Annotated in this window: 17 protein-coding genes and 1 tRNA gene; 14 read left to right on the plus strand and 4 right to left on the minus strand. The window is 71.9% G+C overall.

What is annotated here, in order from left to right:
• Nucleotides 1-8: 8 nt before the first annotated feature.
• From ACIQVL_RS33860 to ACIQVL_RS33870, 3 genes are all read left to right on the plus strand, one after another.
• Nucleotides 9-689: a GNAT family N-acetyltransferase gene (locus ACIQVL_RS33860; RefSeq protein ID WP_403477261.1), complete on the plus strand. Its 681-nt coding sequence runs from the start codon at nt 9-11 to the stop codon at nt 687-689.
• Between the two features lie 185 nt (nt 690-874).
• Nucleotides 875-2,218, plus strand: a complete 1,344-nt coding sequence (gene glpR / locus ACIQVL_RS33865) for a gephyrin-like molybdotransferase receptor GlpR (protein WP_403477262.1) — start codon at nt 875-877, stop codon at nt 2,216-2,218.
• A 104-nt stretch (nt 2,219-2,322) separates the two neighbouring features.
• Nucleotides 2,323-2,396 (plus strand) — tRNA-Ala (locus ACIQVL_RS33870).
• Nucleotides 2,397-2,518: 122 nt separating this feature from the next.
• Here ACIQVL_RS33870 and ACIQVL_RS33875 read toward each other — a convergent pair.
• Nucleotides 2,519-3,019 (minus strand): GNAT family N-acetyltransferase, encoded by a 501-nt coding sequence (locus ACIQVL_RS33875; RefSeq protein WP_403437155.1) that lies wholly within the window; start codon nt 3,017-3,019, stop codon nt 2,519-2,521.
• A gap of 79 nt (nt 3,020-3,098) precedes the next feature.
• Here ACIQVL_RS33875 and ACIQVL_RS33880 point away from each other — a divergent pair, with 79 nt between their 5' ends.
• Nucleotides 3,099-3,902, plus strand: coding sequence for an exodeoxyribonuclease III (locus ACIQVL_RS33880; RefSeq protein WP_403437157.1), 804 nt, complete (start codon nt 3,099-3,101; stop codon nt 3,900-3,902).
• A 19-nt stretch (nt 3,903-3,921) separates the two neighbouring features.
• On the opposite strand, the gene ACIQVL_RS33885 is transcribed toward ACIQVL_RS33880, so the two are convergent.
• A complete protein-coding gene (locus ACIQVL_RS33885) occupies nt 3,922-4,542 on the minus strand; it encodes a MerR family transcriptional regulator (protein WP_403437383.1) in 621 nt (206 codons plus the stop codon).
• 198 nt (nt 4,543-4,740) lie between these two features.
• Between ACIQVL_RS33885 and ACIQVL_RS33890 the strand changes: the two genes are divergently transcribed.
• The 4 genes from ACIQVL_RS33890 (at nt 4,741) to ACIQVL_RS33905 (ending at nt 8,459) form a co-directional block, all read left to right on the plus strand.
• Complete coding sequence (locus ACIQVL_RS33890) at nt 4,741-6,267, plus strand: flavin-containing monooxygenase (protein ID WP_403477263.1); 1,527 nt, start codon at nt 4,741-4,743, stop codon at nt 6,265-6,267.
• Nucleotides 6,264-7,220, plus strand: coding sequence for an alpha/beta fold hydrolase (locus tag ACIQVL_RS33895; RefSeq protein WP_403477264.1), 957 nt, complete (start codon nt 6,264-6,266; stop codon nt 7,218-7,220). The genes ACIQVL_RS33890 and ACIQVL_RS33895 overlap by 4 nt, the downstream gene beginning before the upstream one ends.
• A complete protein-coding gene (locus tag ACIQVL_RS33900; protein WP_403437161.1) occupies nt 7,217-8,101 on the plus strand; it encodes an SDR family oxidoreductase in 885 nt (294 codons plus the stop codon). Before ACIQVL_RS33895 ends, ACIQVL_RS33900 begins: the two co-directional genes overlap by 4 nt.
• Nucleotides 8,102-8,189: 88 nt before the next feature.
• Nucleotides 8,190-8,459, plus strand: coding sequence for a hypothetical protein (locus tag ACIQVL_RS33905; protein WP_403477265.1), 270 nt, complete (start codon nt 8,190-8,192; stop codon nt 8,457-8,459).
• Nucleotides 8,460-8,656: 197 nt separating this feature from the next.
• On the opposite strand, the gene ACIQVL_RS33910 is transcribed toward ACIQVL_RS33905, so the two are convergent.
• Entirely contained in the window at nt 8,657-12,040 is a 3,384-nt protein-coding gene (locus ACIQVL_RS33910) for a S41 family peptidase (RefSeq protein WP_403477266.1), read from the minus strand.
• 168 nt (nt 12,041-12,208) lie between these two features.
• Between ACIQVL_RS33910 and ACIQVL_RS33915 the strand changes: the two genes are divergently transcribed.
• The 3 genes from ACIQVL_RS33915 to ACIQVL_RS33925 all read left to right on the plus strand — a co-directional run bounded on the left by ACIQVL_RS33915 (nt 12,209) and on the right by ACIQVL_RS33925 (nt 15,795).
• Complete coding sequence (locus ACIQVL_RS33915) at nt 12,209-12,811, plus strand: TetR/AcrR family transcriptional regulator (RefSeq protein ID WP_403437165.1); 603 nt, start codon at nt 12,209-12,211, stop codon at nt 12,809-12,811.
• A 124-nt stretch (nt 12,812-12,935) separates the two neighbouring features.
• Nucleotides 12,936-15,155, plus strand: coding sequence for an MMPL family transporter (locus tag ACIQVL_RS33920; RefSeq protein ID WP_403437166.1), 2,220 nt, complete (start codon nt 12,936-12,938; stop codon nt 15,153-15,155).
• 121 nt (nt 15,156-15,276) lie between these two features.
• Nucleotides 15,277-15,795 carry a YbaK/EbsC family protein gene (locus ACIQVL_RS33925; protein WP_403437168.1) on the plus strand — a complete coding sequence of 173 codons (519 nt, stop codon included), beginning with the start codon at nt 15,277-15,279 and terminating at the stop codon, nt 15,793-15,795.
• A 22-nt stretch (nt 15,796-15,817) separates the two neighbouring features.
• Here the strand turns inward: ACIQVL_RS33925 and ACIQVL_RS33930 are convergent, their stop codons facing one another.
• Nucleotides 15,818-16,084 (minus strand): hypothetical protein, encoded by a 267-nt coding sequence (locus tag ACIQVL_RS33930; protein WP_403437169.1) that lies wholly within the window; start codon nt 16,082-16,084, stop codon nt 15,818-15,820.
• Between the two features lie 263 nt (nt 16,085-16,347).
• On the opposite strand from ACIQVL_RS33930, the gene ACIQVL_RS33935 reads away from it, so the two are divergent.
• The 3 genes from ACIQVL_RS33935 to ACIQVL_RS33945 are packed head-to-tail and all read left to right on the plus strand — an operon-like array spanning nt 16,348 to nt 21,457.
• Nucleotides 16,348-17,331: an ABC transporter ATP-binding protein gene (locus ACIQVL_RS33935; protein ID WP_403437170.1), complete on the plus strand. Its 984-nt coding sequence runs from the start codon at nt 16,348-16,350 to the stop codon at nt 17,329-17,331.
• A complete protein-coding gene (locus tag ACIQVL_RS33940; protein ID WP_403477267.1) occupies nt 17,328-18,689 on the plus strand; it encodes an ABC transporter permease in 1,362 nt (453 codons plus the stop codon). Before ACIQVL_RS33935 ends, ACIQVL_RS33940 begins: the two co-directional genes overlap by 4 nt.
• Before the next feature lie 14 nt (nt 18,690-18,703).
• Nucleotides 18,704-21,457, plus strand: coding sequence for an alkaline phosphatase family protein (locus tag ACIQVL_RS33945; protein ID WP_403437174.1), 2,754 nt, complete (start codon nt 18,704-18,706; stop codon nt 21,455-21,457).
• Nucleotides 21,458-21,557 lie beyond the last annotated feature (100 nt).

The following is a 21,557-nucleotide window of genomic DNA, read 5'->3' on the forward strand; positions in this document are numbered from 1 at the left end:
GGCCCGTCGTGCTGGTGGACGGCGACGTCGTCCTCCGGCCCATAAGGGTGCGCGACCAGCGGGCCTGGCGCGAGGTCAACCGGCGCAACCGGGACTGGCTGCGCCCCTGGGAGGCCACCATCCCGCCGCCCACGCCCAGCGGGCCGATCGCGCACCGGCCGACCTACCGGCAGATGGTCCGGCACCTGCGGTCCGAGGCGAACGCCGGCCGCATGCTGCCGTTCGTCATCGAGTACCAGGGGCGCCTGGTCGGGCAGTTGACCGTCGCCGGGATCACCTGGGGGTCGATGTGCTCGGGACACGTCGGCTACTGGGTGGACCAGTCGGTGGCCGGCCGCGGGGTGATGCCGACCGCCGTCGCGCTCGTGGTGGACCACTGTTTCCGGACCGTTGGTCTGCACCGCATCGAGGTCTGCATTCGCCCCGAGAACCGGCCCAGCCGCCGGGTCGTGGAGAAACTCGGATTCCGCGAGGAGGGGCTGCGGCCGCGTTATCTCCACATCGACGGCGCCTGGCGCGACCACCTCGTCTTCGCCCTCACCGCGGAAGAGGTGCCCGAGGGGTTGCTCGGCCGCTGGCAGCGGGCACGCTCGCAGAGCGCGTCCGCGAAGGCGCCGGGCTCGACGGGCACGGGCACGCCCCCGCATGTGCCGCGCAATCCGCAGAACACCCCAGGGAATCCCGGCTAGCCGAACTAATTGAATGCGTGTTCGAAATTGATCGGTTCTTGACCATCTCGGGGCGTTGAATTCGCGGCTCCGGCGGCCTACTGATCGCATCGGTCACAAAAAAAGCTCGAAATATCAGCCAGATCGTGCGACACACCGGCGCAATTGGCAGATGGCCCCACGCAAACCCCTCTACCGTGTGAGGCGTGAGCAGCAGCGGCCTCATCTACGCAGTCATCGTCGGGGCCTGGGCCGCCTACTTGGTGCCGATGTGGCTCCGTAGGCAGGACGAGCTGAACGAGGCCCGTCCGACGGAACGCTTCAGCACCGCCATCCGGCTGCTGTCCGGACGGGCGGGGATGGAGCGTCGGTACGCCAGGGACCTGCGGGCGCGCTCCGCCTCGGAGGGGGAGCAGGACGCCCGTGAACCGGACGCCGCCACCGACTCGGTGGACGTCCGGGCCTTCGCCATGCACCCGACCCGCCGTCAGGTCCGGGCGGACGTCCCGGCGGAGAGGGGTCCGGAGGCACCCGGACGCCAGGAACCCGGACGCCAGGAACCGGCGCGCGACCAGACGGCCGCGTCGACGGCCACATCCGCGCCGCCCCGCCAGACGGGCACCGCATCCGTCCCGGCCCCGGCTTCCGCCTCCGCGCCCAAGTCGGGTCCCGCGCCCAAGTCCGGTCCCGCGCCCGCCCGCAAACAGATTCCGACCCCCCGGCGCGCGCCCTCCGCACAGGCGGCCGCGGAACGCGCCCGGCGCTCGAAGGCGCTCGCCCGCCGTCGGCGCACCACCGTCATGCTCTTCGTCGCCTTCACGCTGGGCGCGATCGTCGCCGCCGTCGGAGGACTGGCGTTCCTGTGGGCGCCGGGCGTGCCCGCCGTCATGCTCAGCGCCTACATCGCCTACCTGCGGGCACAGGAGCGCCGGCGCTTCGCCTACCAGATGGACCGGCGTCAGGCCGAGGTCGCCGCACAACGGTTGCGGGAACGCCAGCCGCGCCGGCGCGCGCCCCTCGACCCGGCGGCCGTCGGCGCGGACGAACCGGAGGAGGGACCAGGGACCGGCACCGACCCCGGCCTGTCCGCACTCGCCGCCGACCGGCGCGCCCTCGTCGAGCAGACCGACCACGCCGAGTGGGTCGACCAGCAGCGTGAGCGGCAGCGGCGCCCCGGGCACGGCGACAGCTGGGACCCGGTGCCGGTGCCGCTGCCGACCTACGTGACCGCACCGGTCGCACCGCGCGCCACCTCCGAAGTGGACCTGGGGGCGCCGGACGCGTGGAGCTCGGCGCGGTCCAGCGCCGTCGCGTCGGAACAGGAGAGCAGGCCCGCGGCGCCCCAGGCCGAGGCGGAGGAGGCGGCGCCCGCCGCCGACGACAAGACGGCGGAGGCGGACGGCCGGACCGACGCCGTCCCGCACGCTCGGCGGCGCCCGCGCGGGGGGACCCCCAACGCGGCCTCCGCCCGCCGGGCACGCGAACGCGGCCGCACGCCCCTCTTCGACCAGTACGAGGACGGCGACCGCCCCCGCGCGGCCAACGAATGACCTGACGCCGAAGGCGTGGGGCGCCTCGGCACCCCACGCCTGACCAGTCAGGGAACGGATTTCCAAGCACCCCGACGGGGATGCTAGAGTTTCACTCGTTGCAAGGGCCTGTGGCGCAGTCCGGTAGCGCACCTCGTTCGCATCGAGGGGGCCAGGGGTTCGAATCCCCTCAGGTCCACTGCACGGTGAGACCCCGCACGATCGTGAAGATCGTGCGGGGTCTTCGTCGTTCCCCGGACCGCCGGCCCGGTGGGTGGCGGCTCGGCCGCCACCCGGCAGGTCTGTTCCGGCAGTTGCGGCCTACCGGTCCGCCGGCAGGTCCGCCCGCAGGGCCTTGGCGAAGCAGCGGCTGGACTCGTAGTGGCGGTAGTAGCCGAACTTGACGCACGGTTCGTAGCCGCTGGAGGTGTAGAGGGCGATGGCCTCCGGCTGCTTGGTGCCGGTCTCCAGGACCATGCGCAGGCGGCCGGCCGCGCGGGCGTCGGCCTCCAGGGCCGCGAGCATGCGGCGGGCGAGACCGCGACCGCGCATCGCCTCGACGACGAACATGCGCTTGAGCTCGGCGTCGCCGTCCTCGTTGCCCTCGCCGTTCGCGTCCTGGCTGCGCCAGCCGCCGGTGGCCACCGGGCGGTCGGACTCGTCGTACGCGATCAGGTAGATGCCGTTCGGCGGTGCGAAGTCGGCCGTGCCGAGGACGGTGGCGTCGCCGCCGTCGCCGTAGCGCTGCTGGTACTCGGCCTGGACCTCGTCGTTCAGCTTGACGGCGTCGGGGTGGTCGAAGGCGACTGGGCGTATATCCATGTGGGGCATCGTATATTCGTGCAGGCGGTGAACGCGGTGGGCATCGGGACTCCGTCCAGTGTGCCGGTATCGTGCCCTGGTGCTGACTGTGACCTCGGTGAATGTGAACGGACTGCGGGCCGCCGCGAAGAAGGGCTTCGTGGAGTGGCTCGCGGAGACCTCCGCGGACGTGCTCTGCCTCCAGGAGGTGCGCGCCGAGCCGCAGCAGCTCCCGGAAGAGGTGCGCGCGCCCGGCGGGTGGCATGTGGTGCACGCCCCCGCGGCCGCCAAGGGGCGCGCGGGTGTCTCCCTGTACACCCGGCGTGAGCCGGACCGGGTGTGCGTCGGCTTCGGATCGGACGAGTTCGACGCGAGCGGGCGCTACGTCGAGGCCGACCTGCCCGGGGTCACCGTCGCCTCCCTCTATCTCCCCTCCGGAGAGGTCGGCACCGAGCGGCAGGACGAGAAGTACCGGTTCATGACCGAGTTCCTCGCCCATCTGAAGGACCTGCGCGAGCGGGCCGCCGCCGACGGCCGCGAGGTGGTCGTCTGCGGCGACTGGAACATCGCCCACCGGCAGGCCGACCTGAAGAACTGGCGCGGCAACACCAAGAACTCCGGCTTCCTCCCGGAGGAGCGGGACTGGCTCGGCAAGGTCCTGGACCCGGCCGACGGCGGGTACGTCGACGTCGTGCGCGCGCTGCATCCGGACGCCGAGGGGCCGTACACCTGGTGGTCGTACCGGGGGCGGGCCTTCGACAACGATTCGGGATGGCGCATCGACTACCAGCTGAGCACGCCCGGACTCGCGGGCAAGGCGGTCAAGGGGTTCGTGGAGCGGGCGGCCACGCATGCCGAGCGGTGGTCCGACCATGCGCCGGTCACCGTGGTGTACGACCTCTGACGACTTCTGACCGGTCCCTCTACGGGTTCTTCCGCAGCCGCCGGTCCAGCGCCAGTGACACCTCCGCCTCCACCACGCTGCGGGCCAGCGGGCGCAGGCGCTCCATGTCCTCCTCGGGGCCGTGGCGCAGGACGAGGTCGGCGAAGAGTTCGGCGAGGGCGTCCGCGTGCCGGCGGACGCTGCGGCCGGCGGCCAGCACCTCGGCGAGCGGGAAGCCCTCGCGGACCAGGGCCTCGGAGGCGTCCAGCAGGCGGCGGCTGATGTGGACGATGTCGTCGCCGTCGGTGCCGAGGTAGCCGAGGTCCATGGCGGCGGCGAGGTTCTCCGGGGTGACCTCGCCCTCGAAGCGCGCGGCGAGCTCCTCGGGGGTGAGGCGGACCGGCTCCTCCTCGGTGGGGGTGCCGACGCCGACCAGGTCGGCGACGTTGCGGCCCTGGTCGAGGGCTTCGGCGAGCTCCGCGATGCCGTTCAGGGTGTGACCGCGTTCCAGGAGCGCCGAGATCGTGCGCAGCCGGGCCAGGTGGTGGTCGTCGTACCAGGCGATACGGCCCTCGCGGCGGGGTGGCCGGATCAGCTTGCGTTCGCGGTAGAAGCGCAGGGTGCGCACGGTGATGCCGGCCCGTGCGGCCAGTTCCTCCATGCGGTACTCGCGGCCGCCGCCCGGGGCGGAGGCCGTGGAGGTCGTTCGTCCGCCGTCGTCCGTCACGTGCGCAGCCTATGTTGTACCGCCGGTAACTTTCCTCCGTCCGGGGCCTACCCATCGGTACGGAGCTGCTCTACAGTCCAACCGTGCCAGTGTTCACTGGCGTAATCACGGGCGAGGTGTGGAGGCTCCGGGATGGCCCAGCACGAGCATGTACGGGTGGCGGTGATCGGGTCCGGGTTCGGCGGGCTGGGCGCGGCCGTGCGGTTGCGCAGGGAGGGGATCACCGACTTCGTCGTCCTGGAACGGGCCGGCAGCGTCGGCGGCACCTGGCGGGACAACAGCTATCCGGGGTGCGCCTGCGACGTCCCCTCCCACCTGTACTCCTTCTCCTTCGCACCCAACCCCGACTGGCCGCGCACCTTCTCCGGGCAGGAGCACATCCGCGCCTACCTGGAGCACGTCGCCGACGTGTTCGGGCTCCGGCCGCACCTCCGCTTCGACGCCGAGGTCAAGCGGATGGCCTGGGACGCGGAGGCGCTGCGCTGGGAGATCGAGACCGCCGCCGGCACCTTCTCCGCCGACGTCGTCGTCTCCGCCACCGGGCCGCTGTCCGACCCGAAGATCCCCGAGATCCCGGGGCTGGACTCCTTCCCCGGCAAGGTCTTCCACTCGGCCCGCTGGGACCACGACTACGACCTGCGCGGCAAGCGGGTCGCCATGGTCGGCACCGGCGCCTCCGCGATCCAGATCGTGCCCGCCGTCCAGCCCGAGGTCGACCGCCTCACCCTCTTCCAGCGCACCCCGCCGTGGGTGATGCCCCGCGTCGACCGGGCCATCAGCGCCGCCGAGCGCCGGCTGCACCGCGCGCTGCCCTTCACCACCCAGGCCCGGCGCGGCCTCCTGTGGGGGATCAGGGAACTCCAGGTCCAGGCGTTCACCAAGCGGCCCGACGAACTCGGCCTGGTGGAGAGCCTCGCCAAGCGCAACATGGCCCGCGCGATCAAGGACCCCGCGCTGCGCGCCAGGCTCACCCCGGACTACCGCATCGGCTGCAAGCGGATCCTGCTCTCCAGCACCTACTATCCGGCGCTGGCCCAGCCGAACGTGGACGTGGTGACGAGCGGGCTCAGCGAGATCCGCGGCTCGACCCTCGTCGCGGCCGACGGCGGCAGCGCCGAGGTCGACGCGATCATCTTCGGCACCGGCTTCCACGTCACCGACATGCCCATCGCGGAGCGGGTCGTCGGCGCCGACGGGCGGACCCTCGCGGAGACCTGGAAGGGCGGCATGGCGGCGCTGCGCGGCGCCTCGGTCGCCGGGTTCCCCAACTGGATGACGATCATCGGGCCCAACACCGGCCTCGGGAACTCCTCCATGATCCTCATGATCGAGTCCCAGCTGAACTACCTGGCCGACTACCTGCGCCAGCTCCGCGTGCTCGGCGGGCGGGCGGCCCTGGACGCGCGCCCCGGTGCCGTTGCCGCCTGGAACCACAAGGTCCAGGAGCGCATGCAGCGCACCGTCTGGAACACCGGCGGCTGCACCAGCTGGTACCTCGACGCGAGCGGCCGCAACACCACCGTCTGGCCCGGTACGACCACGGAGTTCCGGCGCGCGACCCAGCGGGTGGACCTCGCGGAGTACGACGTGATCCGCGCGCCCCTGCCGCGTGTCGGCGCCGGCGGCAGCGACATGGCCGGTGCGGAGGTGGGGGCATGAGCCGGCTCACCCACGTGACCTCCGGGCCGTACGCGCCGCCCGCCCCCGCCCGCGAACTCACCGTCGTCTCCGCCGACGGCGCCCGCCTGCACGTCGAGGTGCACGGCCCCGAGGACGCGCCGCCCGTCGTCCTCGCCCACGGCTGGACCTGCTCGACCGCCTTCTGGGCGGCGCAGACACGCGAACTGGCCGTCGACCACCGGGTGATCGCCTACGACCAGAGGGGGCACGGGCGCAGTCCCGCGAGCTCCGCGTGCACCACCCGGGCGCTGGCGGACGACCTCGAAGCGGTGCTCGCGCACACCCTTGCCCGCGGGGAGCGTGCCGTGATCGTCGGCCACTCCATGGGCGGCATGACCGTCATGGCGGCCGCCGCGCGCCCCCGCTTCCGTGAGCACGCCGCCGCCGTCCTGCTGTGCAGCACCGGCAGCTCGCGGCTGGTCGCCGAGGCGCGCGTGCTGCCGTTGCGCGCCGGCGGCCTGCGCACCTGGCTGACCACGCGGGTCCTGGCCTCGCGCGCCCCGCTCGGTCCTGTCACGCCCCTCGCGCGGCGCATCCTCAGGTACGCGACCATGGGTCCGGGTTCCGCCCCGCACATGGTCGAGGCGTGCGCGCGGATCGTGCACGCCTGTCCGCGCGCGGTGCGCCACACCTGGGCCCGCGTCCTCGCGCAGCTCGACCTCGACCACGGCGTACGGGAGTTGAGCGCGCCCACCGCGGTCGTCACCGGCACGGCCGACCGGCTCACGCCCCCGGTGCACGCCCGCGCGCTGATCGCCGCGCTGCCGCACCCCCTCGGCCTCACCGAACTGCCGGGCATGGGCCACATGACTCCGGTCGAGGCACCGGAGCTGGTCAACGGAAAGATCCGGGAACTGGTCACCGCGTACGTGACCGGCGCCCCTCAGGAAGCCGGCGCCGACGGGCCCGCGCGGATCAAGGAGGGCTCATGAGCAGGGTCGGTCTCGAAGGGCAGGTCGCCGTCGTCACCGGAGCGGCGCGCGGTGTCGGCGAGTTGCTCGCCCGCAAGCTCTCCGCGCGCGGGGCGCGGGTCGCGCTGGTCGGCCTTGAGGAGGAGGCCCTCAAGGAGGTCTCCGGCAGGCTGCACAGCGACAGCGCCCACTGGTACGCCGACGTCACCGACCACGAGGCGATGGGCCGGGTCGCCCGGGAGGTCAAGGAGCGGTTCGGGAAGGTCGACATCGTGGTGGCCAACGCCGGGGTGGCGAACGGCGGTCCGTTCGCCGACTCCGACCCCGACGCCTGGCGGCGGGTGATCGAGGTCAACCTGATCGGCTCGGCGGTGACGGGGCGGGCGTTCCTGCCGGTGCTCACGGAGAGCCGCGGCTATCTGCTGCAGATCGCCTCGCTGGCCGCGATCACACCGGCGCCGATGATGACGGCGTACTGCGCGTCCAAGGCGGGCGTGGAGGCGTACGCGCACAGCCTGCGCGCCGAGGTCGGCCACCAGGGCGTGCGGGTCGGGGTCGGGTACCTGTCCTGGACGGACACCGACATGGTGCGCGGCGCCGACCAGGACGAGGTGATGCGGGAGTTGCGGCAGCGGCTGCCGTGGCCGGCGAACAAGACGTACCCGCTGGGTCCGGCCGTGGACCGGATCGTGGCCGGCATCGAGCGGCGCTCCGCGCACGTGTACGGGCAGCGGTGGCTGCGCGGGATGCAGGGCGTGCGCGGGTACCTGCCGGCACTGATCGGTACGGTCGGGCAGCGGGAGATGAAGCGGTTCGCGCCCCGGCTGCAGGGCATCCGCACTGGGCTCGTCGGTGCAGGTGGGGCGGCCGACGAGGAGGCGCGCGCTACGCACCGTCATTGATCGAAATGCGCGCGTAGTCGGCCCGTGTGAGTCTGGTCGAGGCCCCACTGAGGGCCGATCCCCTCACCCTCCACGGGAGTGAACCCACATGGGTATGAAGGACAAGGCCGGCAAGATGCAGGGACAGGCCAAGCAGAAGGCGCAGGAGGGCCGGCAGCAGGCCCCGCAGCGCGGCCAGCAGGCGCAGCAGGGCGCCCAGCCCACCCAGCAGCGTGGCCAGCAGGGTGCCCAGCACACGCAGCAGCGCGGTCAGCAGGCGCAGGAGCGCGGCCGGCAGATGACTGAGCGCGGTCGTCAGAACATGGACGACACCGAGCAGGAGATGCAGGACCGGTTCGACCAGGACTACGACGCGTAGTCGTTGCACTTGGCTTGGCCGAATTGGCGTGGGGCGCCCTTCTTTTGGAGGGTGCCCTGCGTTTTGTGCGCCCAGGGGGGAGTGGGTTGCGGTGGGGGGCGGGTGCGGGGTGGTGGGGGCTGGTCGCGCAGTTCCTCCCCCAGCCTTCGGCCGGGGGTACCCCCAGCGCCCCTTTGGTAGGGACGCTCCCCGGCGTCTCAAGTAGACCGTGGGGGAAGCTTCGGGCGGGAGCGGTTCGGTACCTCGCTGTGGTCGGGTGGGACTGCCGCCGGGTGGTCGGTCAGGAGGTCCAGGGCCAGTTGGATGGCGTCGTCCATCTCGACGTGGCGGCCCTCCGCCCAGTCCAGGGGGGTGCGCAGGACCTCCAGGTCGGGGGCGACGCCGTGGTTCTCGACGGACCAGCCGTAGTCCTCGAACCAGGCCGCGTTCATCGGCACCGTGATCACCGTGCCGTCGCCCAGGCGGTGGCGGCCGGTCATGCCGACCACTCCGCCCCAGGTGCGCTGGCCGACGACCGGGCCGAGCTTCAGCAGCTTGATCGCGGCCGCGATCATGTCGCCGTCGGAGGAGGTGGCCTCGTCGGTCAGCGCGACGATCGGGCCGCGCGGGGCGTTGGAGGCGTACGACACCGGCTGGGCGTTCCTCGTCAGGTCCCAGCCGAGGATGGTCCGGGTGAGCTGCTCCACGACGAGTTCGCTGATGTGGCCGCCCGCGTTGCCGCGCACGTCGACGATGAGCGCCGGCCGGGAGACCTCCATCCGCAGATCGCGGTTGAACTGGGCCCAGCCTGAGCCGCCCATGTCCGGGATGTGCAGGTAGCCGCACTTCCCGCCGCTCATCTCCCGTACCACCTCACGGCGTTTGGCCACCCAGTCCTGGTAGCGCAGCGGCCGTTCGTCGATCAGCGGGAGGACGGCGACCCGGCGCGGCGGCCCCGACTCGCCCTCGCCCGGGGCGAACGTCAGCTCCACCGTCGTGGCCCCCGCCCCCGCGAGCAGCGGGAACGGCCCGGTCACCGGGTCCACCGGCCTGCCGTCGATGTGGGTGAGGACCGCGCCCTCCCGGATGCCGGTGCCCGCGAGCGGGGAACGCGCCTTGGAGTCGGAGGAGTCGCCGGGCAGGATCCGCTTGACCGTCCAGCCGCCGTCCCGGCGTACGAAGTTGGCGCCGAGCAGGCCCTGGAGGCGCTGGTAGTGCGGCGGGCCCTCGTTGCGGCGGGCCGGGGTGACGTAGGCGTGCGAGGTGCCCAGCTCGCCGAGGACCTCGCGGAGGAGGTCGGCGAAGTCGTCGGGGGACGCGACCCGTTCGACCAGGGGCCGGTACTGGTCGAGCACACCGTCCCAGTCGATGCCGCACATCCCGGGGTCCCAGAAGTAGTCCCGGATGAGGCGGCCGGCCTCGGCGTACGACTGGCGCCACTCGGCGGGCGGGTCGACCTCGTGCAGGATGCGGCGCAGGTCGATCCAGACGGTCGTGTCGCCGTCGCCGGACTCGGTCGACGGCACCGCCCGCAGCTCGCCCTCGTCGACCACGACCAGTCGGCTGCCGTCGCCGCTGACCGTGAACCAGTCGAGGTGGTCCACGAGTTCGGACTTTTTCGCCTTGGTGATGTTGAAGTACTCCAGGGTCGGCCGTCCGCTGGTGTCGGCCGGGTTGACGAAGGTCTCGCCCAGCGCGCCCGAGATCGGCCAGCGCAGCCAGACCAGGCCGCCGCCCGCGACCGGGTACAGCGCCGAGTACTTGGAGGCGGTGACCGGGAACGGGGTCACCCGGCTCTCCAGCCCCTCCACCTCGACCGTCACCGCGCCGCCCTCGCCGGGTTCCTCGTCCTCGACGGGGTCCAGGCCGCCGGCGGCCGGCCGCCCGTCCGGGTTGAGCGCGAACGGGGAGGGGGTCGCCGAGGAGAGCGGGACCAGGTAGGGGCGGCAGCCGAGCGGGAACGACAGGTCGCCGGTGTGCACGTCGTACACCGGGTCGAAGCCGCGCCAGGACAGGAACGCGAGGTAGCGGCCGTCGCGGGTGAAGACCGGGTTCTCGTCCTCGAAGCGGCCGTTGGTGACGTCGATGACGAGCCGGTCGCTGATGCGGGCCATCTTGATCTGCCGCAGCGAACGGCCGATGCCCGGATGCGACCAGGTCAACCATGACCCGTCCGGTGAGAAGGCCAGATCACGGACCGGTCCGTTGACCGACTGGATCAGCTCGGTGACCACGTCGTCGGAGCCCGCACCGTCAACAGGATCAATGCCGACGGGACCAGAAGCGTCAACGCTGTCAACGCCGTCAACTCGGTCAACTCGGTCAACGTCGTCAACTCCGTCCATGTCGTCAACGCCGTCGGCTTGGTCGACTCCGGCAACGTCGCCCACCTCCTCGGTCGCGTCGATGAGCAGCAGCCTGCCGTCGTGTGCCGCCACGGCCAGCCGTTCGCCGAGGGGGTCCGCGACCAGTTCGAGCACCCGGCCCAGCTTCCCGCAGGCAAGCCGGCGCGGTGGGCGGGCGCCGGTCGCCCGGGGCAGGTGGGCGATCTCGACGGCGTCCTCGCCGCCGGCGTCGGTGACGTAGGCGATCTGCCCGGTCGAACCGAGCATCTCCGGGAGCCGCACCCGTACCCCCGGGGTGTCGGCGATGGTGCGGGCCGGTCCGTCGCGGTGGGTGAGCCAGTACAGGCTGCCGCGGACGACGACGGCGCCGGCCCGCCCGGTCTCGTCGACGGAGACGCCGTCGACGTGCTGGGCGGCCGGCACCTGGTAGGGGCGGCGCCCGGCCCGGGGGCCGGACAGGCGTACGTCGAGGCGGCGCGGTGCGGCGTCCGGGCCGAGGTCGTCGACGAGCCAGAGGTCGCCCGCGCACTGGTACACGACCCTGCTGCCGTCGCTGGCGGCGTTTCGGGCGTAGAAGGCGTCGTGGTCGGTGTGCCGGCGCAGGTCGGAGCCGTCGTGGGCGCAGGAGTAGAGGTTGCCGACGCCCTCGTGGTCGGAGAGGAAGGCGATGCGGCCGCCGACGAACATGGGGGAGTCGAGGTGGCCGCCGATGCCGTCGAGGAGCCGCTGCCCGTGCAGCCACAGCCGGCCCATGGCGCCGCCCCGGTAGCGCTTCCAGCCGGCCGGTTCGTGCGGCGGGGTGCCGGTGAGCAGCAGGGTCCTGCGTTCGCCGGCGATGTCGGCGACCTGGATGTCGGCGACCGGCCCCCAGGGCAGTTCGCGGCCCGGGTCGCCGTCGGGGGAGACCTTGTAGGCCCAGGTGAAGTAGGAGAAGGGCTGGCCGTGCGAGGCGACCGCCAGGATGTCCCCCTCCGGGGTCCAGCCGCTCACCCGGGTGTCGGCGCTGCCCCAGTACGTCAGCTGCCGGCCGGGGCCGCCGTCGACGTCGACCAGGTGGATCTCGGGCACCAGGCTCCGCCAGCTCGTGTACGCGATCCGGCGGCCGTCGGGGGAGAAGCGCGGGTGGCCGGTCTTGGTGCGGTCGACGGTGAGCCGCCAGGCGCGGCCCGGGGCGTCGAGCGAGGTCAGCCAGAGGTCGTCCTCGGCCACGAAGCACAACAGGTCGCCGCTGAGGTGCGGCTGGCGCAGATAGCTCACCTCCCCATGCTTTTCCGGGGGCGGAGGGCCAGCAACTCGTGGCAGCTCACGGATTTCCCGTCCGCGTGAGACAGCACACGTACGAAACGGTTTCGTTTCTGTAGATCGCAGGGTATCTTCGGGGGTGTAAGCACGAAGGTGACGAGGGAGCAGCGAAGGGTGAGTGGCATGACTGAGGTCGCAACGGCGCGTCGCAGTCGCATCACGCCCGAGCGTGAGGCCGAGCTGTACGAGGCCGTGCTCGACCTGCTCCGTGAGGTCGGCTACGACGCCCTCACCATGGACGCCGTCGCCACCCGTACCAAGTCCAGCAAGGCCACCCTCTACCGCCAGTGGGGCGGGAAGGCCGAACTGGTGGCCAAGGCGGTCCGGTACCAGAAGCCCGGGGCCGCGATCGGCGAGATCGACACCGGCTCGCTCCGCGGCGACCTGCACGCCATGACCATGCGCTCCGACGACTGCGAGATGGAGCAGAGCTCCGCGCTGATGCGGGGCCTCGCCATGGCGATCCACGGCAACCCGGATCTCCTGCAGGCCTTCAAGGAGCACCTGATCGAGCCCGAGATGGCCGGTTTCCGGACCGTGCTGCAGCGGGCGATCGACCGGGGCGAGGTCCGTGCGGACAACCCGGCGATCGACTTCGTGATGCACATGATGATCGGTGGATTCGCTGCCCGCTCGCTGATCGACGAGCAGCCGCCCACCCAGACCTTCCTGCTGTCGTACATCGACGCCGTGGTGCTGCCCGCCCTCGGCGCACCCGCCTGCTGACCCATCCCCGCAGCCTGCCCACCTGACGTCTCCGCTCACGTCGTCGGGCCGATCAGCCCTGCCACCCACCGGGTTGATCACCCCTGCCCTGAAAACCCCACGACCTGACCGGGAGTACGCCCCCGTGGCCACGTTTCTCTACAAACTCGGCCGGTTCGCCTTTCGGCGACGGCACTACGTCGCCCTCATATGGGTGGCGCTGCTGACCCTCGCCGGCGTCGCCGCCGCCTCCGCCCCCGCGGCCGGCTCCAGCTCCTTCTCGATCCCCGGCACCGAGGCCCAGAAGGCCTTCGACCTGCTGGACCAGCGCTTCCCCGGCTCCAGCTCCGACGGCGCCACCGCGCGGGTCGTCTTCAAGGCGCCGGCCGGCGAGAAGATGACGGACAAACTCAACAGGGCGACCGTCAAGAAGACCGTGAAGGAACTGGCCGCCGGCTCCGAGGTCACCTCCGTCACCGACCCCTACAAGCAGCACGCCGTCAGCAAGGACGGCACGGTCGCCTACGCCTCGGTGCGTTACGACGTCTCCGGCACCGAACTCAAGGACTCCTCCCGCGACGCGCTGGAGGCGGCCGGCCACGACGCCCAGAAGGCCGGGCTGACCGTCGAGGTCGGCGGGGACGCGCTCCAGTCCGGGGCCGGCGCGGGCGGCGCCGGTGAGGCCATCGGTCTCGCCATCGCCGCCGTCGTCCTCGTCATCACCCTGGGCTCACTGGTCGCGGCCGGACTGCCGCTGCTGACGGCGATCATCGGCGTGGGCATCGGCGTCTCCACCATCACCGCCCTCGCCAAGGCGCTCGACCTCGGCGACACCACGTCCACCCTGGCGATGATGATCGGTCTCGCGGTCGGCATCGACTACGCGCTGTTCATCGTCTCCCGCTACCGCAGCGAACTGGCCGAGGGCCGCGACCGCGAGGAGGCGGTCGGCCGCGCCGCCGGTACGGCGGGCTCGGCGGTGGTCTTCGCGGGCCTCACGGTCGTGATCGCGCTCGCGGGCCTCTCGGTCGTCGGCGTGCCCATGCTGACGAAGATGGGCCTCGCGGCGGCGGGCACGGTCGTGGTCGCCGTCCTCATCGCGCTCACCATGATCCCGGCGATGCTCGGCTACGCGGGCCGGAAGGTCAGGGCCGCGGGCGAGAAGCGCCGGACGCACGCCCATGCCGTCCGGCAGGACAAGCCCGGCCTGGGCGCCCGCTGGGCGAGCTTCGTGGTCCGCCGCCCGGCAGCCGTGCTGCTGCTCGGCGTGGCCGGGCTGGGCGCGATCGCCCTCCCGGCCACCCAGCTCGAACTGGGCCTGCCCGACGACGGCTCGCAGCCCACGTCCACGACCCAGCGCCGCGCCTACGACCTGCTGTCGGAGGGCTTCGGTCCCGGCTTCAACGGGCCACTGATGATCGTGGTCGACGCCAAGGGCAGCGACGCCCCGAAGAAGGCGGCCAGCAAGGTGGCCGACGACATCAAGGGCCTCAAGGACGTCGTGACGGTGACCCCGGCGGCGTTCAACAAGGCCGGCGACACCGCGACGATCACGGTGATCCCGGACTCCAAGCCGTCCTCGGTGCAGACCGAGAACCTGGTGCACGCCATCCGCGACCAGAGCGCCGACGTCAAGGCCGACACCGGCGCACGGGTCCTGGTCACCGGCACCACCGCGATGAACATCGACTTCTCGCAGAAGCTCAACGACGCGCTGGTCCCGTACCTGGCGCTGGTGGTCGGCCTCGCCTTCCTCCTCCTGATCGCGGTCTTCCGCTCCATCCTGGTCCCGCTGAAGGCGGCCCTCGGCTTCCTGCTCAGCGTGCTCGCCGCGCTCGGCGCCGTCGTCGCGGTCTTCCAGTGGGGCTGGCTCGGCGGCCTGCTCGGCGTCGAGCAGACCGGCCCGATCATGTCGATGATGCCGATCTTCATGGTGGGCGTGGTCTTCGGCCTCGCCATGGACTACGAGGTGTTCCTGGTGACCCGGATGCGGGAGGCGTACGTCCACGGCGAGACGCCCGGCCAGGCCGTGGTGACCGGCTTCCGGCACAGCGCGCGGGTCGTGGCCGCCGCGGCGGTCATCATGATCTCCGTCTTCAGCGGCTTCATCACCTCCAGCGAGTCCATGATCAAGATGATCGGCTTCGGCCTCGCCATCGCGGTCTTCTTCGACGCGTTCGTCGTCCGCATGGCGATCGTTCCGGCGGTGCTCGCCCTGCTCGGCAAGCGCGCCTGGTGGCTGCCGAAGTGGCTGGACCGGGCGCTGCCCAACGTCGACGTCGAGGGCGAGGGCCTGCGCGCCCTGTCCGGCGAGGACGCCGGGGCCGGCAAGGACGACGAGGACCGGGAGCTCGTACGCGCCTGACGTACGGCTCGTGACAGACCGCCGGTGAGGGTCCGTGGGGACGGGGCGCCCTCACCGGCTTCCTCGTGCAGCCCGTGCTCAACCGCTCGCCGCACCTTCCCCGCCCCGTTAGCGTGCCCCCATGACGACAGCCGCCACTGACGCCGACGCCCAGGGCTCCGGTGCCCATCCTCGTTTCGCCGCCGCCCTCACGGAGCTGGGCCTCGGGGAACTGACCTCGCGGATCCGGCGGTTCCCGGACGCCACCCGTACCGCCGCCGAGGCCGCGGCCGCGGTCGGCTGCGAACTGAGCGAGATCTGCAAGTCCCTGATCTTCGCGGCCGACGGGGTGCCCGTGCTGGTGCTGATGGACGGCGCCTCCCGCGTCGACGTGGAACTGGTCCGCAAGGAACTCGGCGCCGCGCGGGTGACCCGGGCCAAGGCGGACGTCGTACGCGAGACGACCGGGTACGCCATCGGCGGCGTGCCGCCCTTCGGCCACCGGACACGCACGCGCGTGCTCGCCGACCGGGCGCTGCTCCGGCACGACGTGGTGTGGGCCGCCGCCGGCAACCCCCACGCCGTCTTCCCCATCGCCCCCGCCGCCCTGGTGCAGCACGCCGGCGCCACCGTCGTGGACGTACGCGAGCCCACCGGCTGACCCGGCGGCCGCCGCGCCCTGCTCAGTCCCGCCGGCCGGAGAACAGGCGCGTCGCCACGGCCAGCGCCAGCCCCGCCGCGACGAGGTACCAGCCGAGGCGTTCCTGGGGCAGTGCCGGTGACCACACCCGCCAGACGGACGGGGTGAAGGAGTCGGCCGCCAGGTAGTCCGCGTACCTCATGGGCGGCGGGCTGGTCCGGCCGCGCACCCAGAGCAGAACGCCTATGGCGGCACAGGTCGCGGATATCGCGTACAGGACCGGGGCGCGGCCCGGGACGGGTCTGTTCACGAGTTCTTCCTCGGTGTCGTCGTGGGGACGGGCGGCTCCTGCGGGTCTTGTCCGCAGGTCAGGTCATGCTCGACGGTGCCGACCCGATCGCCCGTGAATCGTAAGGGCGTTGCGGAGCCGGAGCCCGGGGCGCCCGTCCGTTCAACGGACTTGCCGTTGCCTTGACGAACCGTTCCTCGAACGTTCAGCCGACCACCTGTGCCCGGGTTGTGTGTTCTCCATAAAGTCCCTGCGGATTGCGGAAGAAGGGACGCACGGGACTCATGGACACACCTCACGCAGTCCGGGCCCGCGGGATCACCAAGTGCTTCGGTGACGTGGTCGCACTGGACGCCGTGGACCTGGACGTGACGCAAGGCCAGATCCACGGCCTGGTCGGGCCGAACGGCGCCGGCAAGACGACGCTGCTCGGCCTCCTGCTGGGGCTGGCCGTCGCCGACGGCGGGCGGCTGGAGATCCTGGGCACGCCGGTCGAGCGGGCGCTCGCCGTCCCCGACGGCGTCGCCGGCTTCGTGGACGCGCCCGGTCTCTACCCCTCGCTCACCGCCCGGCAGAACCTCGCCGCGCTGGCCGCACTGCGCGGTCTCGACACCGGGACGGCGGGGAACTCGGGGACGGCCGGGACCGCGGGGACGGCGGGTATCGACGACGTGCTCGCCGAGGTCGGTCTCACCGACGTCGCCGACGACAAGACCCGCGGCTTCTCCCTCGGCATGCGCCAGCGACTCGGGCTCGCCGCCGCCCTGCTCACCCGGCCCCGGCTGCTCGTGCTCGACGAGCCGTCCAACGGTCTCGACCCGGCCGGCAAGAGGCACGTGCACGGCGTCCTCACCCGGCTCGCCGCCGACGGCACCGCCGTGGTGCTCTCCAGCCACCGGATGGACGATCTGGAGGCGCTGTGCTCCGAGGTCACCATCCTCGCCACCGGCCGCGTCGTCTTCTCCGGCCCGCTGGCCAAGCTGGCCGCCGAGAGCCGCGAACTCGACTACCGGCTGCGCACCTCCGACGCCGGGACCGCGCGCCGGATCGCCACGGACGCGCCCGGCATCAGGATCGTCGACGACACCGGCCTCGTCCTGCGGAAGGACCCCGACGTGCTCGTCGTACGCGCCCTGGTGCCCGCCCTCGACGAACTCGTCACGGAGGTCGTGCGGTCGGGTGTCGCGGTGCGCGAACTCGCCCCCGTCGTCTCCCCCCTCGAAGCCGCGTTCCTCGCTCTCACCGAACACCAGGAGACCGGCCGATGACCGTCACGGAGAACGCTCCCGTCACCGGACCCGCCCCGGTCACCCGTCGCGTCCCGGTCTCGCGCGGCTACCGCTTCGAACTGGTGAAGCTGGTCTCGCAGTGGCGGATCCGGCTTCTGGTGCTCGCCTGCTGGATCGCGCCGGGCCTGTTCGTCGTGGGGGTCGGCCAGCAGAGCACGCTGCCCGCCGACACGCTCTTCGGGCGCTGGATGCACGCCACCGGGTGGGCCGGGCCGCTGGTGATGCTCGGTTTCGCGGGCACCTGGGCGCTGCCGCTGCTGACGTCGGTGGTCGCCGGTGACGTGTTCGCCGCCGAGGACCGCCTCGGCACCTGGCGCCACCTGCTGGTGGCGGTCCGCTCGCCCGCGCGGATCTTCGTGGCGAAGTCGCTGGCCAGCCTCACCGTGATCCTGCTGCTGGTGGCCGGACTGGCCGCCTCCAGCACGCTCGGCGGGCTGGCGTCGGTCGGCGACCAGCCGCTGGTCGGCCTCGACGGCCACCTGCTGTCGCCCGGCGACGCGGCCGCCCGGGTCCTGCTGGCCTGGCTCGCGGCCCTCGCCCCGACCCTCTCCCTCGCCGCGATCGGACTGCTCGGCTCGGTCGCCCTCGGCCGCTCCCCGATGGGCCTGCTGCTGCCCCCGATCGTCGCGCTCGCGATGTCGGTCGCCCAGATGCTGCCGCTGCCCGTCGCCGTCCGCCTCGCCCTGCCCGGCTACGCCTTCATCTCCTGGAACGGCCTGTTCACCAGCCCCGAACAGCTCGCCCCGCTGCTCATCGCCGTCGCGGTGAGCCTGGCGTGGGCGGTGCTCGCGACGGTCCTCGCGTATGTGCTGTTCGTACGGCGGGACTTCACCAACCCGGCCTACGACGGCTCCGGGCGCCGCGCGCTCACCCTCGGCGTGCTGCCGCTGGCCGCGCTGACCGCCGTCACCGTCGGCGCGGTCGCCGTGGCCACCCCGTCGACCGGCTCCGGGATCAAGCAGGACAAGGTGCAGAAGTCCCTCGCCACGGTCTTCGGCCACCTCTACCGCCTGCAGACGCGGGAACTCCACCGACCCGCCGTCACCGAGGCGCAGTTGGGCGCCACGGCGGCGTGCACCAAGAGCGACGGCCAGGCCGCGCAGGAGGGCGCGGGCAACGACTGGCGTTGCGTGGTCAGCTGGCACCTCCCCGGCGTCACGGCGGTCACGGGGACGGCGATCTACCAGCTCGACATCACCTCGGACGGGCGGTTCGTGGCCGACGGCGACGGTCCCAAGGAAGTCAACGGCTACTTCCTGGTGCGGACCCCGACCGGCGACGCCCCGAATCCGCTGTGGCAGTTCGACGGCAACGTCGACCTGCTCGACACCCAGTGAAGGGAAACAGTTCCGTGCAGGTAACCCGCCAGCGCCGGATCAGCCAGAAAAGACAGATCAACCTCTTCGGCCACCGCGTCGGCCGCCGCGCCATGCTGGTGACGGCCGGTATCGCCGTCGCCCTCGGCGTCACGGGCACCGCGGTCGCCTCGACGTACCAGTTCGGCACCCAGCAGGTCGGCCAGACCACCGCCAACGGCCAGGTGGTCTCCGCCGACCAGTACATCAACCCCTACGGCACGCGCAGCGTCATCAACGACGGCAAGATCATGTCGTCGGTCGTCAGCCCGGACGGCACCCACCTCGCCGCCTCGGTCGCCGACGGCGACGCGTCGCTCGTCGTCGTGGACCTGGCGACGGGTCAGGTCACGCAGAAGGTCGGCACCAACGCGGCCGACAACCTGCGCATCAGCAGCGGCGCGGTCGGCCAGGAAGGGCCGACCTACTCGCCCGACGGCAAGCAGCTGTGGCTGGGCCAGGCGAACGGCTACACCAAGTTCACCGTCAACGCCGACGGCACCCTCGCGAGCCCCACGGCCGTGCCGATCGCGGCCGACGGCGCCAAGCAGGCACTGGTGGGCGCGGCGGTGTTCTCGGCCGACGGCGCCACCGTGTACTCCGCGGTCAACGGCGAGAACAAGGTGGTCGCCATCGACGCGGCGACTGGAACGATCAAGCAGACCTGGGCGGTCGGCAACGCCCCGCGCGGCCTCGCGCTGGCCGGCGGCAAGCTCTACGTCAGCAACGAGGGCGGGCGCCCGGCCAAGGCCGGCGACACCACCATCAACTCCTACGGCACCGATGTCGTGGCGAACCCGAAGACCGGCGCCAGCACCACCGGCACGGTCAGCGTCATCGACACCGCGGACCCGTCCGCCGCCGTCTCCACCGTCGACGTCGGCCTGCACCCGACCGCCGTGTACGCGAGCAAGGGCGCGGTGTTCGTCACCAACACCGCCGACAACACCGTGTCGGTCATCGACAGCCGCAAGGACAAGGTCGTCCAGACGATCTCCACCCAGCCGTGGCCCGAGGCGTCCGTCGGCTACGAGCCGAACGCGGTCACCCTCACCGACGACGGCCGCCTCCTGGTGACGCTCGGCCGCGCCAACGCCGTCGCCGTCTACCGCTACACCTCGGCCCAGCAGCCCGCCCGCTACGTCGGCCTGCTCCCGACCGACTACTTCCCGTCGGGGATCACCGCCCTCGGCAAGAAGGTCGTCGTCGCCAACACCCGCGGCATCGACGCCCTCCGTCCCGACGCGGCCGGGCACAACACGCACGACACCACGTCGAGCCTCACCTGGTTCACCATGCCGAGCGACCAGGTCGTCAGGTCCGAGACGAACAAGGTGTTCAAGCAGAACGGCTGGACGTCCAACTCGGTCAGGACCGCCAAGAGCAACAGCCACAAGAAGGCCGTCCCGGTCCCGAAGCGGATCGGCGACCCGTCGACGATCAAGCACGTCTTCCTGCTCGTCAAGGAGAACCGCACCTACGACCAGGTCTTCGGCGACCTCCCGCAGGGCAACGGAAACTCCTCGCTCACCCAGTTCGGCGAGAACGTCACGCCGAACCAGCACGCGCTGGCCCAGCAGTTCGGCCTGTACGACAACTTCTACGACATCGGCACCAACTCCGCCGAGGGCCACAACTGGCTGATGCAGTCGGACAACCCGGAGTACACCGAGTCGTCGGCCGGCGAGTACACCCGCAGCTACGACACCGAGAACGACGTCCTCGGCCACCAGAAGACCGGGTTCATCTGGACCGGTGCACAGGCGGCCGGCAAGTCCGTGAAGGACTTCGGCGAGTTCCAGTCGTACGAGAGCAAGCCGGCCGGGGCGACCTGGCAGAACCTGTACTGCGACAGCAAGAACATGGCCGCGACCGGCGCCCAGACCCAGTACCCGATCAAGACGGGCTCGGCGATCCCCTCGCTCAACGACGTGTCGGTGCAGGGCTTCCCGCTGTTCGACCTCGACGTCCCGGACATCTACAAAGAGCAGATCTGGAAGCAGGACTTCGAGAAGAACGGCCCGGCGAACCTGAACATGTTCTGGTTCTCCAACGACCACACCGGCGGCCCGGCGAACGCGGCCGCGGAGGTCGCGGACAACGACCTCGCGGTCGGCCGGATGGTCGACACGATCACCCACAGCAAGTACTGGAAGGACTCGGCGATCTTCGTCGTCGAGGACGACTCCCAGGCCGGCCTCGACCACGTCGACGGCCACCGCGCCCCGGTCCAGGTCATCAGCCCGTACGCCCAGCACGGCAAGGTCGACGACCACTACTACTCGCAGATCACCATGGTCCGCACCATCGAGCAGATCCTCGGGGTGCACCCGATGAACCAGCTCGACAGCGCGGCCACCCCGATGTACGGGGCGTTCACCGGCAAGGCGGACGACACCCCGTTCACGGCGGTCCCGAACCGGACCTCGCTGACCCTCGGCGTGAACCCGCAGCCGACCTGCGGCTCGGACACCCCGGCGGCCCAGGACGCCCGGGCGGCGGCCGCGCCGACGTCGGTCTCCGTCCCGGCGGCCGAGACCCAGGTCGCGGCGCAGTGGCGGACGTGGGCCTCGCACCAGCGGCTGACCGGCAAGAACGCGGTGCCCGACTACGCGAACCCCACCCAGATGAACCGTTACACCTGGTACCAGACCCACAACTGGACCAAGCCCTACCCCGGCGACAAGAAGATCTACTCGCCGAACGACGTGCCCGGCGCCTACCTCCCGTCCGCGGAGAACGACGGCTGAGCCCGGCCCTCACGCACGGGGACCCCGGCCCTCGCGGCCGGGGTCCCCGTGCGTTCTCCGGCGCGCCGCCGGGATACCCGGACGTGGCGCGCCGGGCGGC

The organism is Streptomyces sp. NPDC090499 (assembly GCF_044769305.1).
Taxonomy (GTDB): Bacteria; Actinomycetota; Actinomycetes; order Streptomycetales; family Streptomycetaceae; genus Streptomyces.

Bases quoted from the DNA above. Each gene is read 5' to 3' on its own strand.
- ACIQVL_RS33915 (WP_403437165.1), top strand. From the start codon at position 12,209: ATGACTGAGGTCGCAACGGCGCGTCGCAGTCGCATCACGCCCGAGCGT.
- ACIQVL_RS33925 (WP_403437168.1), top strand. From the start codon at position 15,277: ATGACGACAGCCGCCACTGACGCCGACGCCCAGGGCTCCGGTGCCCAT.
- ACIQVL_RS33895 (WP_403477264.1), top strand. From the start codon at position 6,264: ATGAGCCGGCTCACCCACGTGACCTCCGGGCCGTACGCGCCGCCCGCC.
- ACIQVL_RS33940 (WP_403477267.1), top strand. From the start codon at position 17,328: ATGACCGTCACGGAGAACGCTCCCGTCACCGGACCCGCCCCGGTCACC.
- ACIQVL_RS33875 (WP_403437155.1), bottom strand. From the start codon at position 3,019: ATGGATATACGCCCAGTCGCCTTCGACCACCCCGACGCCGTCAAGCTG.
- ACIQVL_RS33905 (WP_403477265.1), top strand. From the start codon at position 8,190: ATGGGTATGAAGGACAAGGCCGGCAAGATGCAGGGACAGGCCAAGCAG.
- ACIQVL_RS33935 (WP_403437170.1), top strand. From the start codon at position 16,348: ATGGACACACCTCACGCAGTCCGGGCCCGCGGGATCACCAAGTGCTTC.
- ACIQVL_RS33900 (WP_403437161.1), top strand. From the start codon at position 7,217: ATGAGCAGGGTCGGTCTCGAAGGGCAGGTCGCCGTCGTCACCGGAGCG.
- ACIQVL_RS33885 (WP_403437383.1), bottom strand. From the start codon at position 4,542: ATGGAGGAACTGGCCGCACGGGCCGGCATCACCGTGCGCACCCTGCGC.
- ACIQVL_RS33890 (WP_403477263.1), top strand. From the start codon at position 4,741: ATGGCCCAGCACGAGCATGTACGGGTGGCGGTGATCGGGTCCGGGTTC.